Below are 13372 nucleotides of genomic sequence, written 5' to 3' on the forward strand. Positions count from 1 at the left end.
TGATCATTGCCATCGAACTGACCAAATCTTTGAAAGAAAACCCCAAAAGAAAACCTCAGTCTGCGAAATGCTGACTGAGGTTTTCTTGTCCTATAGTGTCTCTGCTTTTGAAAGTCTCAAATAGCGTTTCATACTATTCCACTGCAAGGAAGTGTAACCTCCTTAGGTAATTGTTCTTTATAATTAAAGAGGTGTTATTAGAAGAATGTCCTAAAACATTTTACTATTTCTATTTTTCATGGCTTTTCATTTGATTAAATTTTGTGAGCTTATGTAAAATATATATCTTTGCATTTCAAAAACACGAGTCAACAAGAAAAACAGAAAAGATTGTTTTAAATGTACTAAAAACGTCATGAATATAAGGTTAAAATTGTTTTGGGGACTATTTGTGCTTTCCACAAACGAAGTTAGTTCTCATATTACATTGACAAATGAAACGACAGGATTAGAGGAAGGTGTATTTACAAGGAATGCAGTAGATTATTTTGATCCTGGCAATGGCGGGTCTAGTTGTCTATGGGATTTTTCTGACTTGAATATTTTAAGTGAGGCACATCTTGTTTCACAATGTATTGACAGTTTGGGGTTGATTACTGTTACGGACGAGAGTCAGATAACCTATTATATAATGAGAGAGGATAGTCTGTTGGAAGTAGGCAATGAGACTCCACTCAAAGAGACATATTATTATAATTCACCTTGTAGCATGATTTATCCGTTGGCGTTTGAAGACGCATTCTCTAAAGACTTCGAAGGCTACGGAATTTATTGCGGAGATCATTTCTTCAAAGAGAAAGGCTTCTATTATGTTGTAGCAGATGGACAAGGTGACATTTTGCTTTCAGACACAGACACACTAAAGAATGTATTAAGGGTTTATAAACTAAAATCTTATTCTGTCGCCATGGACTTGAACCCTTCAAGAATTGACTCTGTTGAAATGAAACAGGTAATTGAAGAAAGATATGAGTGGTACGTCAAGGGATATTGCAGACCCATTCTGGAATCTGTCACAAGTACCAGTTATGCAGACCTTTCCCCTTTGGGTACTACTCACTATGCATATTGCAGCATTCCAGACAGTCTGAAATTAAACGATTACCAACAGCCTGACGACAATAATTACCAAGAAGTCCCTCAGGATATCATTCATTACAATGTGTCAATAGACGGAGGTAGTGTTGATATAGAATATAGTCTTGATGCCAGAGCAAATATCACAATGCTCATATCAAATCAGATGGGAATGATATATTCCAACAGGAGGTTCTTGCAAGATGCAGGAACAGGATACAATGCACATTTCAATATATCTGGTCTGCGATCAGGCGTGTATGTGTTATACATCAATGTGAACGGGAAGGTATATCATGAGACTATAAGGAAATAACAGTTAAAGAAAAGAACATACCATATACAACAATGAAAAAGACACAAACTTCTTACGCAAAACACAACAGGCTTGCTATGATACTTGTATGCTTATTAATAAGCACTAACATGTGGGGGCAAGTCAGGGAAGTAAGGAATGCCCCGTCACCCGAGGTTGCCAATTTAGGCTCATTCGGCAGTATACCTGTAGGCCACTATACAGGAACTCCAGATGTTTCTGTTCCCCTATATACAATAAAAGTAGGAAAATTCTCACTTCCAGTTCAGGCCATGTATCATCTTTCGAACGTGAAACCGCATACACCGCCCTCGTCATTAGGTATTGGATGGGTCCTTTCTGCGGGTGGTTATATTGCGCGAAATGTCAAAGGAGTTCAAGACGAGAAAGAAACGAGCACAACGCAGGCTGGATTCTATTTCAACCACAACAAGATCAATGAAATCGAGAACAGTTCTAACAAATCACAGAAGTTAAAGCAATACACACACTTGTCTGGCAACGATTGGTATGAACTGTCTGCAGACGAATTCTCCTTTAATTTCAACGGCTATAGCGGGACATTCTTTATGGACAAGGATGGGCAATGGAGGGTTATATCTGATGATAATATAAAAGTAGAGTTTAATGCCGAAACAGGTTTTAAGACTATTGATGACTTGAAAACGAGGTTTAATTTGCCGTATTATACAGGTCTTAATAGAAGGTTCTTCGATAGATTCTCTTTAATCACTCCTGATGGTACCCGTTATGAATTTGGCGGCGACAACGCCACAGAATATTGTATTCCATATTATTATCAAACAAACGGAGATATCATGGCTACATGTTGGCGGCTTTCAAAAATCACCACGATAGACCAGAGGGTCATCAACTTTGAATATGCAGCCGATTCGTATATGTGTGATATACATTATGCGCCCCAATTAATAAAGCGCTATGTGGATGGTGTGGAGTATGCTCCAGGACATCAAAGCAACACTGGCAAGGCTGGTTATAATGGCTTCCTGATGATGCCGTCGCGGCTGAAGAAAATAAGCAGCGACAATGAATCAATCTGCTTTAATTATCAGCGGGATACATTGTATGGAAAACATTTTCTGGATTCTTCTCAGCAATGCCTGTACTGGACAACCCCAGACTCCCGATACGCCTATTCTAATTTGCAGGACATTGACAGAGAGTCTTATTACCTAAGATTCTGTCAATTCCTGAATATAGATGTAAATTCGCCAACAAACGTCAATAATACCTGTAATGCCATTGCCAGTAAGATAACACATGACTATTTGGATTATATCACAGTAATGAACCCATTAGGCAGGATTCTCCAGATTCATTTTGCATATAATAACAATAACCAAAGGCATTTGTTAACCCGTATAGCCTTTACTACAGAAAAAGCTCCTGATGATGAACCCCTAAAGCCAGCTATTGGTGACACAATGTTTCCAATGGAGCCTAGGGATTCTATGATGCCATTGAATGCAAATCACAACAACAGGCCTACTAACGTCTCAGAAGTTTGGTTAGGTGGTGAGAACGTGTATAACTATAACTTTGAATATTATTGTGATGCTGTATGGCCAAACTATAACCCAATGACTTATACAGACTCTTGGGGATATTATAATAAAAGTGGAAATTGGAAGTTTGTTGGGGAGTATTTTTCAAATGACTTTAAATTAAGGCCAGCCTCATCTGATGATACAAAATTACTCACCCTCAAGAGTATTTCTTATCCTACAGGCGGAAAGACAGTGTTTGAATATGAATTAAATGACTATTCGAAGGCATTTGACCTGAAGACGAACTCAATTATAAGCACATCTGGCACGGCAGGTGGGCTTCGTGTAAAGACATTGAGTAACTATGATGTTTCAGGCTCCCTGCTTTATTCCAAGAACTATATATACAGGAAGTCTCTTAATGGCCAAAGCAGCGGCATCTCCAAGGGTACACCATGTTTTCATGAAATAATATTATTCACGGATGACGGAGAGGACTACCTGGATTTCTATTCCTTTGATGATATCAGCCCATATCCTTTGAACTTCAACACGCCATCAGTCGGATATTCTACCGTTTTCGAAGAGTTGAAGGACGGTAATGGAAATCTGCTTTCTCGCACCAAGTACCAGTATACAAACTACGATATGGATACAAATAACAAGTCACATAAAGACCTGCCAGCCGACTATACAGCCAACGTGTATGGCAGTTATGCAATAGCAGCCTTTACAAGTATGGCTTTCGAAAGGGGGAAACTGACATCAAAGGTGGTGATGGATGCTAATAATGTTGTCTTGGAAAAGACGACCTATGACTATGTTCGTATAGGTGGACAACCTTATTCTACCGTTTCACAGGAATGGCATTTAGACAGCTACTCAAACCTTTTCGCCTTCTCATATCTTTATAAAACCTATGCCAACAGATACTTGGTCTCAGTAAATAAGACTCAGGAGAAGATGGATAATGGAATGTTCAAAACAGAAACACGGTATCAGTATACGGACTATGGCCTGCCGAGTATGAAAACGGTGATTTCCAACTCTGGAGAGAAACATTACACATACTATTACTATACTTTTAATCTATCCGATATTGATGGTACTGACACGGCAAATGATGCTAATTGTGAAATATATGCTCAGATGTTTAATCGAAATATTATTGTGCCTATCAAAATTAAAGAAGGGACAAAAACAGGTGATAAGCAATATTTTAACACCACCCTATACGCATACTCTCTTTCAAGCATAGGAGTCCCTTATATTTCTCGACAAACCACTTTGCTTGATATGGGAAAACGTATAGACTACACTGTGGAAAAAGTAGATAAGTACGGAAATCCTATCATCTGGAACGAAAAAGGAGCAAAAACTTTTATGATATGGTCACATAAAGGTCAAAGGCTGATTGCTTCAGTTCAAAAGGCCAACTATAGTGAATTGGTAAATGCCTTGGACAACAACATTCCTGCAGTTTTTTCTGACTCAAGCACTTTATCCACTTCGTTGGATAATCTTCGTTCGAGTCTCCCGAATGCATTGGTATATACCTATAAGTATGATGATAGGCTAAACCTTATAAACAAAACCGAACCTAATGGCTTGTCACATTTGTATGATTATGATCTTTTAGGCAGGCTTATTGCCGAGTACAGACTGGTTGATGGTACAAAAGAGCAGCTGTATTACTACAAATACCATTACAGACCTCAGGAAGACACCAATTATATTCTCAAGAAAACAAAGATATCCGAATCCCGAAAGATTCTGGATTATCAGTTCTTTGACGGGCTTGGAAGAGGAACAGTCGAGGCAACAAATGGAATGAGTAACAATAGTGAATATGTATACAGCATTCGTGAATACCTCGGTGAGAACCTGACAGACAGGAATTGGCTTCCCATAGTAGATAACACCTCAATTATGAGTCCAAACTTAAATAATCTCATACAAAAGTCTTCTGTCCAGTACGCTGATGATAATGCATTTGAGAATTACGAGTATGACGCATTAGGACGCATTAAAAAGCAATACAAGGCTGGGGCAGACTGGAAAGTCAATCCGTTAAACATCTCTTATGTCACCAACACTTCTAACGATGTCAAGATGTATTCCTTAATAGGAAACCCATCAAATCATCAGCTTGAAGGAAATGTTTATTATAACCCAGGCACTTTATTTGGTATATCCAAGACAAATGAGGATGGATTAAAGGTTACGACCTATACAGATGCTTTTGGAAAGAAAATAATGGAACGCCGCGGGCAGAACAATGAAACATATTATGTTTACGATTATTATGACCGACTTGCATTAGTATTGATGCCAGAATTCCAAAATATAGCAGAAGTGAGCGATTATGCCTACATATATGATTATGACAATGACGGAAACCTCAAGACAAAGCAATATCCAGACTGTGATCCTGTCAATTATTATTATGACAACTTTAACCGATGTGTTTGTATGCAGGATGGTGAATTACGGCAAAAGGGGCTCTACAGATTCTATTTGTATGACGAAGTAGGAAGGTTGGCTATACAAGGCCTTTCTGAGACCCTTCCTGGCTATGATAACGATTGGATTGTATTCTATGATTGTGGCTCAGTAGGTGTTGCATACACTGATTACAAATTACCCCAGAATGTCAGTCTGCATCATATAATTGTACCAGAGCCGGAAGAACCCTTACTTTGGGAAAGCTTGAACCTTAATATAAAAACCATAGAAGTAGTCAATTACTATGATGATTATCGGTTTCTAGAAGGGACTAACAGCAATCTCTTTGATAGCCTGACCAGTTCAGATTCGCCATCAAATGCAAAAGGAAGGCTTACCGGCTCTATAACCTTAGCCTCAAACGGTGAAAGAATAGTCAGCGTATACTCCTATGACAAGCAGGGGAACATAACAGGAATACAGGAAAAAGGACTTGAAGGTAATATTGTAAAGACAGAAAACACTTATACTTATTCCAATAAGCTCTCAGAATCAAAAGTTACAATTAGTCACACAAGCGGTGAAGACGTAGAATATAACATCACAAACGATTATCATCCCTTGAATGACAATCTTGCCAATGTCACTTATCAGGCCAGGATTGGATTATCATCTCTAGATGAATGTAAGATATCTTACACCTATGACCAACTTGGCAGGACAGTGAAAACAAATCGACCCATAAGCAATGGCAAGGGTAATATCCATTATGAGTATGATATTCATGGTTGGCTAACAAAGATTGTGACTCCTACATTTTGCGAGAGACTTCATTACTGCGACGATGACAACAATCCACTCTTTAGTGGCAGCATCAGCGGTATGACTTGGAGACATGGTAATTCATTTGACAGAGGATACAAATATGAATATGACGATTTAGGGCGCCTTGTCAATTCCATTTATGGGGAGAACAACTTCTCCCAGTCTGTAGGAAACTTCAACGAGAGGCTCAATTATGACAGCAATGGCAACATAACTAGTCTTGTCCGCAAAGGCCTCAAGCAGAATCGCAGCTATGGTGCCATAGACAGTTTAACAATGGAATATAGTGGCAATCAACTGAACTACGTGGAGGAGAACGCTTCCCCTGTCCTTTTTTTCAACTCATTGGATGTCAAGAATGGTGCCGAGGTAATCATGTATAACCGCAATGGTTCATTGATATACGACGAAACTCGCGGCATTGTCAATATCAGATATGACAATAACAACAATCCCGTTTGGATTCAGTTTGACAATGGCAATGTGACGAAATATATCTATACAGTGACAGGGCAAAAATTACGGACGATTCACTACACTGCCCCCAAGAATATTCATGTGGCAAAGGGCGATGAGTACGAGAATATAGAACAGAACTGCATGTCTGCAGACTCGACAGACTACCTTGTGGATGGCAATATCATATACAAGAATAACTGTTTCTCAAAGATTCTGTTCGACGGTGGATTCATTGGAACTAATTCTGGAACAGGGCCAACACGACCTATCAGGCCCGTCGGGATATCTGATGGGCAATATCATCAGCAATTAGAGAGTTGGATGCAATTGGATATGAATGTATATGGGTATAAATTCTACAACAAGGACCACCTAGGTAATATCCGTGAGATTGTGGATAAAAATGGCCAGATATGCCAGAAAACAGACTATTATCCATACGGTACCCCAATTTTGTTTGATCCTTTCACAATAAATGACACTAGTCATCCGTATAAATATAATGGAAAGGAACTCGATATGATGCACGGACTGAATACATACGACTACGGCGCAAGGCAGTATAACTCTGCATTGCCATTATGGGACAGGGTAGACCCGCTGGCTGAGAAGTACTATCATGTCAGTCCCTATGCGTATTGTGCGAATGATCCTGTTAATGCAATTGATCCTGACGGAAATGTCGTTATTCCAGTACATGGAACATGGTCTGGTCCTGAAACCTGGAAAAACTTAAGGGGTATATTGAATGCAACAAACAATTTATTTGGCGATAACACCTGTGTTAAGAGCCTGTTTAAGTGGTCTAGTGCGAATTATTCAAAATCAAGAACAGAGGCTGCTAATGATTTAGTGCAATATATAAAAGAGCAATTAATAGGAAAAGACAATTCAGAACCAATCACCTTAGTTGGTCATAGTCATGGCGGGAATGTCTGCATAGAAGCTATCAATATGATGATGGAAATGGATGATTTTATGAATAGGAAAATTAATCTTTTGACGATAAATACACCTGTCCGAGATGATTACCAGTTATCTGCAAATGCACAAGATAGAGTAAATCATGTAAATGTATTCGATTCCCAAGACCCAGTACAAGTAAAAGGAGGAAAGACGCCTTTGATTGGAAGTGTTATTGGCGTTGGAGAAATTGGACCTGCCAAGAGAAAGTTTAAGAATGCAAATAATATTAAAGTAGATAATCCTCAGGGGATTGTACAATTTGAGAGAAGAAATGATCCCACATGCCTTACACCTGGTTGCTATTATCAGAATCCTGTAGAAGTTCGTGGCGGCGATTATCATAATTCTCATAACCGTGTACAAGATTGGATAAAATATACAAAAACAAAATGAAGAAGCTCCTATTTGTATTATTGATATTGCCTATGGCGAGTTGCTCTTTTGATAGTGGTTACGACTACAAACTGTCGAGTCTGAAGCATAGAGAACTACCCTATAAAGAATTGCCGGATAGTGTGAAAGCACTCTTGTATTCATCAGCAATAGGAAATATTGAAAGAGACGAACTGCTTTTTGTGAACTCTTCAGATAGTTCCGTATTCCATTTTAAAGTTGTTGAGTCGATATTTGTGAATTCGTGGATTGCTTATTATAAGTTGATAGATGCTGACAAAAATATTGTCTATAGAATCGAACGAGGAACGCCTTCACCATATGTAATAGATGGTAATACAAATAAGTTATATCTAACGAATGATTATGTTTTTCTTTCGAGAATCAACATCTTATATGACAGCATCAAGAAACAAGGAGTTATGGATAGTATAGCTATTGTAGAATCCATTGTGAATCCTACTCATGAGGGAATATGTCAGACAAAGTTTACGGAATATGAACTAAAATGAGAACTCAAAATAAGTCACACTGGAGATATTAGAGTCCCATTTTTTCAGGGAGCATTTGCTCATAGAAAAAAAGGCTTCTCCTGTTCTTCCCATCATTCATTTCCTCAGAACCCGACTATTGCCGACGTACTGTTTAAGACTACGTTCTTGGAAAACTGGGGCAGTGGCGTAGGACGCATGGTAGATGCTTGTAAGCAAGCTAATCTTCCAGAACCAGAGTTCAATCAGAATGCGGCATTCGTGTGGGTCACATTCAAACGCGCAACCATACAACCCCACAACCCCACAACCCCACAAGTTAATACCCCCTCAACCCCCTCAACCCCCTCAACCTCAAAACACGAGATAGCAAAAGCTAAGCGTTTAAAAGCTTTATTATCCGCTATTGGAGCAAATGGCTCAAATCTGAGAGCCTTGATGGAATCGATGCAAAGAAAGGATAGAAAAGGATTTGTGAGCACATATATTGTGCCAAACATAGAAGCAGGTTATATTGCGATGCTATATCCTGAGGCTCCAAATCATCCAATGCAATCATACTATCTGACTAAGAAGGGCAGAGAGTTATTAGAACAACTCTAATAAGAAAATCATGGGGTCGGAGAGAATGATCATTCTCAGACCCTTATACTTTTCTTTGAGGTTTTTGTCTATAGCACGCCCTCTTCGTGATAGCTGTAGTAATGGCCGTCGGCAACGATGACGTGATCCATGAACTTGAGGCGCATGACGCTGCAGGCTTTCAACAGGCTCTGGGTCAGCTGGTTGTCCTGCGGACTGGGTTTGATGCTGCCTGAGGGATGGTTGTGACAGGCGGCGATGATGGTGGCTTTGGTGAGAACGTAGGCTCAGGATTCCCCAAAATCATTGCGGCATGGAAGGAAGCCAATTGGGGTGAACCACAACTATTAAACAAATTGGATGTTGATGAAGTTGAACTGGTGCTGCCAGTGCCTTCTACTAAAGCTACTTCTGACACTGCCCCTGTAAATGCCCCTGTAAATGCCCCTGTAAATGCCCCTGTAAAACTAAACAAAACGCAGAGTGCCATTGTTAAAGCAATGAGAAATGATAATCATATTACATATGAAGATTTAGGAACTATTGTCGAAGTTGATAGATCGACTATTAGGCGCAATATTGCAGTATTAAAGGAAAAAGGTGTCATTAGACGTGTTGGTGAAGATAAAAATGGCTATTGGGAAGTGCTATTAGACATTAAAATTGTTGATTAGTGGGCCTTATTTGGTGGTGCAAATGTGGTGCATGTGATAAATAGAAAAATCCGCAAGAAACTGATATTCAGAATCTTGCGGATTTTATAAAGTGATCCCGTTTGGATTCAGTTTGACAATGGCAATGTGACGAAATATATCTATACGGCCACTGGAAAGAAACTGAGAGCCATACATTATACGGCTCCCAGGAATATTCATGTGGCAAAGGGCGATGAGTACGAGGATATAGAACAGAACTGCATGTCTGCAGACTCGACAGACTACCTTGTGGATGGCAATATCATATACAAGAATAACTGTTTCTCAAAGATTCTGTTCGACGGTGGATTCATTGGAACTAATTCTGGAACAGGGCCAACACGACCTATCAGGCCCGTCGGGATATCTGATGGGCAATATCATCAGCAATTAGAGAGTTGGATGCAATTGGATATGAATGTATATGGGTATAAATTCTACAACAAGGACCACCTAGGTAATATCCGTGAGATTGTGGATAAAAATGGCCAGATATGCCAGAAAACAGACTATTATCCATACGGTACCCCAATTTTGTTTGATCCTTTCACAATAAATGACACTAGTCATCCGTATAAATATAATGGAAAGGAACTCGATATGATGCACGGACTGAATACATACGACTACGGCGCAAGGCAGTATAACTCTGCATTGCCATTATGGGACAGGGTAGACCCGCTGGCTGAGAAGTACTATCATGTCAGTCCCTATGCGTATTGTGCAAATGACCCTGTGAATTATGTGGATCTGGATGGAAGGGATGGTATGATAAGTATTTTTGGAAATTCCATAACAATTGGTGCCAACATTTACTTATATGGCAATGGGGCAACAAAACCTGTTCTTAAACAAATGCAAAAAGATATTAATAACGTATGGAAAAAAAACTATTCTATAGAACACAATGGAAAAACATTTATTGTCAGTTTTGACATTAATCTGTTTTTATACGGCGGAGAAGAGAAAAGTAATCCTCTAATTATTCCAGATTCATGGAATCCTTTTAGTAGAAACAATTATATCAAGGTAATTAAAAATAACATTAGGTCGGAAGTTAGTGGCAGTGATGAAGGATTGTGGCGAAGTAGTGGCAGATATGGTATGCCTTTGTCAAAAGACGATCCTGCACCTCATGAGGTTGGACACATTTTAGGTCTTTCCGACCAATATAACGACAATAATGGCATAAATAAAGGATGGGAACAAAATATTATGGGCGATAGCAGAAAAGGAAAGGTCGATAATAGAAATATTCGCGATATACTAAATAGGGTGTGGCAAGAATATGATAAATGGTTAATCGAAAATAAGACGGGAGAATTTAAATATGAAATCAATCCTTAAATTTTTATTGACAAATAGAATTAGTATTCTGATTGCATTAAATATCGCTGTTATTATTTGGATACCTTGGTATGAAAAAGGTGTAGAATATGAGGCCTTATTAGATTCAGAATACAAGGTATTATCAGAAATGGAAATGCCTACAATTCCATTAAATGAGACGATATGCAATATAATGATTATCGCAATAATTATCAATATTATTGTGCTGGCATGGGAATCAATAAAGAAACGCAAAAAGAGGTTTGTTAAATATGATTTGATGATTACGTTTACATATTTCTCTCTTGTTATGTTCTGTATGCTATTGGGAGCCTACTATCTTTCGACAAAAATAAATGCAGGAATTATAAATGAAAATAACCCACTATTCGAATTCCCTATCATGATTCTTGGAAAAGATCTATTTACCAGTATTGTTACGGTCACAAGGCTCTATATATCACTTTGTGTTATACATTTGTCGATATGCTTATTTAATTTGTATTTGTGTATTGAGAGATACGAATCAGGGAGTACCCCCTGAATCTTAAATAAAAATAATATGGGAAAGAGAACAATCCTAATCTGTTAAATCATGGGGTCGGAGAGAATGATCATTCTCAGACCCTTATACTTTTCTTTGAGGTTTTTGTCTATAGCACGCCCTCTTCGTGATAGCTGTAGTAATGGCCGTCGGCAACGATGACGTGATCCATGAACTTGAGGCGCATGACGCTGCAGGCTTTCAACAGGCTCTGGGTCAGCTGGTTGTCCTGCGGACTGGGTTTGATGCTGCCTGAGGGATGGTTGTGACAGGCGGCGATGATGGTGGCTTTGGTGAGAACGTAGGCTCAGGATTCCCCAAAATCATTGCGGCATGGAAGGAAGCCAATTGGGGTGAACCACAACTGCTGAACAAACTGGATGTTGATGAAGTTGAACTGATATTGCCAGTCCCATCACCTAAGTCAAGTAATGTTGGGTTGCCTAATGAGTTATCCATAGAGTTGCCTGAAAAGTTATCTATAAGGTTATCTAAAGAGTTATCTAAAGGGTTGTCTGAAACAGCTGCAACCATTTATAAACTGATATATGCTGATAACTATATCACAAGAGGCGATATTGCCAAGAAAGTAGGTGTCTCTGTGACTGCAGTTCAAAAGCATGTTAATAAACTAAAAAGCATCAGACTCCTTGATAGAGAGGGTTCTGCAAGCCATGGGCATTGGATAATAATAGAAAATTAGTGGTGCAAATGCAAAATCATGGGGTCGGAGAGAATGATCATTCTCAGACCTTTATACTTTTCTTTGAGGTTTTAGTCTATAGCACGCCCTCTTCGTGATAGCTGTAGTAATGGCCGTCGGCAACGATGACGTGATCCATGAACTTGAGGCGCATGACGCTGCAGGCTTTCAACAGGCTCTGGGTCAGCTGGTTGTCCTGCGGACTGGGTTTGATGCTGCCTGAGGGATGGTTATGACAGGCGGCGATGATGGTGGCGTTGCAGAGAACGGCCTCGCGGATGATGATGCGGATATCGACGCTGACCTCGCTGATGCCGCCGTGGGCAATGCAGAGCTTCTTGATGAGGCGTTGGTCCTGGTTCATCAGCAGCACCCAGAACTCCTCGGTATCCATATCCTGCATCACGGGATGCATGTGGTTGTAAATCCTGGTGGCGGTGCTGAGGCAGGGACGCTCCTCGGGCTCTGTCTGCTGGCGGCGCTTGCCCAGCTCACAGGCCGCCATGATGGTGATGGCCTTGGCGGGTCCCACACCGTTATACTGGCACAGGTCGTGGATGCTCATCTTTCCCAGCGTGTTCAGGTTGTTGTTGCAGTTATTGAGGATGCGTTTCATCAGGCTGACGGCATCTTCCTGGGGCGAGCCGGAACCAATGAGGATAGCCAGCAGCTCAGCATCGCTCAGCGCCTGAGGCCCCAGTCGTTCCATCTTTTCACGAGGACGGTCTTCCGCTGCCCATTGGCTAATATTTAGTTTATCGCTCATTTGTAGAAGTTCTTTTCGAATGCCGTGAATTCATCCTGCTTCAGTACACAGCGTTTCCACCACGACTCAATGAAGCCGAAACCGTAGCCCATGAGCTGAACAAAGGCAGCTGGGATACTGAGCAGACCTACCCACATACTCTTGTTCTTCAACGAAGAATCGATGAAGATGATACCACTATATAATATAATAGGTGATATACAGAGGAAGGTGAAAGTTGAAAGGTGAAAGGTGAAAGGTGAAAGGTGAAAGGTGAAAGGTGAAAGGTGAAAG

11 protein-coding genes and 1 pseudogene are annotated in these 13372 nt (G+C 40.0%); 8 read left to right on the plus strand and 4 right to left on the minus strand.

The genetic code is table 11. The annotated features are described in order from the left end of the window. Nucleotides 1–355: 355 nt before the first annotated feature. From Q0R57_RS07795 to Q0R57_RS07810, 4 genes are read left to right on the plus strand one after another with little or no spacing between them, the layout of a single operon-like run. Nucleotides 356–1393, plus strand: coding sequence for a hypothetical protein (locus tag Q0R57_RS07795; protein ID WP_294745634.1), 1038 nt, complete (start codon nt 356–358; stop codon nt 1391–1393). Nucleotides 1394–1425: 32 nt separating this feature from the next. Further along, on the plus strand, nt 1426–7989 hold the full coding sequence (locus Q0R57_RS07800; RefSeq protein WP_294745637.1) for an RHS repeat-associated core domain-containing protein: 6564 nt from the start codon (nt 1426–1428) through the stop codon (nt 7987–7989). Further along, entirely contained in the window at nt 7986–8501 is a 516-nt protein-coding gene (locus tag Q0R57_RS07805; RefSeq protein WP_294745640.1) for a response regulator, read from the plus strand. Before Q0R57_RS07800 ends, Q0R57_RS07805 begins: the two co-directional genes overlap by 4 nt. Before the next feature lie 27 nt (nt 8502–8528). Then, nucleotides 8529–9083: a Fic family protein gene (locus tag Q0R57_RS07810; protein ID WP_294745666.1), complete on the plus strand. Its 555-nt coding sequence runs from the start codon at nt 8529–8531 to the stop codon at nt 9081–9083. Nucleotides 9084–9151: 68 nt separating this feature from the next. On the opposite strand, the gene Q0R57_RS07815 is transcribed toward Q0R57_RS07810, so the two are convergent. Next, nucleotides 9152–9325 (minus strand): JAB domain-containing protein, encoded by a 174-nt coding sequence (locus Q0R57_RS07815; RefSeq protein WP_366516835.1) that lies wholly within the window; start codon nt 9323–9325, stop codon nt 9152–9154. Between Q0R57_RS07815 and Q0R57_RS07820 the strand changes: the two genes are divergently transcribed. From Q0R57_RS07820 to Q0R57_RS07830, 3 genes are all read left to right on the plus strand, one after another. Then, the gene (locus Q0R57_RS07820; RefSeq protein WP_294745643.1) at nt 9302–9736 is read left to right on the plus strand and encodes an HTH domain-containing protein; all 435 of its coding nucleotides are present in this window, start codon (nt 9302–9304) and stop codon (nt 9734–9736) included. The two genes, Q0R57_RS07815 and Q0R57_RS07820, sit on opposite strands and share 24 nt — an antisense overlap. Before the next feature lie 126 nt (nt 9737–9862). After that, entirely contained in the window at nt 9863–11104 is a 1242-nt protein-coding gene (locus Q0R57_RS07825) for an RHS repeat-associated core domain-containing protein (protein WP_294745647.1), read from the plus strand. Further along, nucleotides 11088–11630 carry a hypothetical protein gene (locus tag Q0R57_RS07830; RefSeq protein WP_294745651.1) on the plus strand — a complete coding sequence of 181 codons (543 nt, stop codon included), beginning with the start codon at nt 11088–11090 and terminating at the stop codon, nt 11628–11630. The genes Q0R57_RS07825 and Q0R57_RS07830 overlap by 17 nt, the downstream gene beginning before the upstream one ends. 109 nt (nt 11631–11739) lie before the next feature. Here the strand turns inward: Q0R57_RS07830 and Q0R57_RS07835 are convergent, their stop codons facing one another. Beyond that, nucleotides 11740–11913, minus strand: a complete 174-nt coding sequence (locus Q0R57_RS07835; RefSeq protein ID WP_366516835.1) for a JAB domain-containing protein — start codon at nt 11911–11913, stop codon at nt 11740–11742. On the opposite strand from Q0R57_RS07835, the gene Q0R57_RS07840 reads away from it, so the two are divergent. Then, nucleotides 11890–12333: a winged helix-turn-helix transcriptional regulator gene (locus Q0R57_RS07840; RefSeq protein WP_294745654.1), complete on the plus strand. Its 444-nt coding sequence runs from the start codon at nt 11890–11892 to the stop codon at nt 12331–12333. The two genes, Q0R57_RS07835 and Q0R57_RS07840, sit on opposite strands and share 24 nt — an antisense overlap. Nucleotides 12334–12409: 76 nt before the next feature. Here Q0R57_RS07840 and radC read toward each other — a convergent pair whose 3' ends face one another. Continuing rightward, nucleotides 12410–13099: a DNA repair protein RadC gene (gene radC / locus Q0R57_RS07845; protein WP_294745657.1), complete on the minus strand. Its 690-nt coding sequence runs from the start codon at nt 13097–13099 to the stop codon at nt 12410–12412. Continuing rightward, a pseudogene (locus tag Q0R57_RS07850) lies at nt 13096–13372 on the minus strand (glycosyl transferase family 2); the annotation flags it as partial. The gene radC and the pseudogene Q0R57_RS07850, both read right to left, overlap by 4 nt.

Origin of the sequence: uncultured Prevotella sp. (assembly GCF_946407605.1) — a bacterium.
Lineage (GTDB): Bacteria > Bacteroidota > Bacteroidia > Bacteroidales > Bacteroidaceae > Prevotella.

Coding starts and splice junctions, on each gene's coding strand:
- Q0R57_RS07840 (WP_294745654.1), top strand. CDS start 11,890: ATGGTTGTGACAGGCGGCGATGATGGTGGCTTTGGTGAGAACGTAGGC.
- Q0R57_RS07795 (WP_294745634.1), top strand. CDS start 356: ATGAATATAAGGTTAAAATTGTTTTGGGGACTATTTGTGCTTTCCACA.
- Q0R57_RS07805 (WP_294745640.1), top strand. CDS start 7,986: ATGAAGAAGCTCCTATTTGTATTATTGATATTGCCTATGGCGAGTTGC.
- Q0R57_RS07830 (WP_294745651.1), top strand. CDS start 11,088: ATGAAATCAATCCTTAAATTTTTATTGACAAATAGAATTAGTATTCTG.
- Q0R57_RS07800 (WP_294745637.1), top strand. CDS start 1,426: ATGAAAAAGACACAAACTTCTTACGCAAAACACAACAGGCTTGCTATG.
- radC (WP_294745657.1), bottom strand. CDS start 13,099: ATGAGCGATAAACTAAATATTAGCCAATGGGCAGCGGAAGACCGTCCT.
- Q0R57_RS07820 (WP_294745643.1), top strand. CDS start 9,302: ATGGTTGTGACAGGCGGCGATGATGGTGGCTTTGGTGAGAACGTAGGC.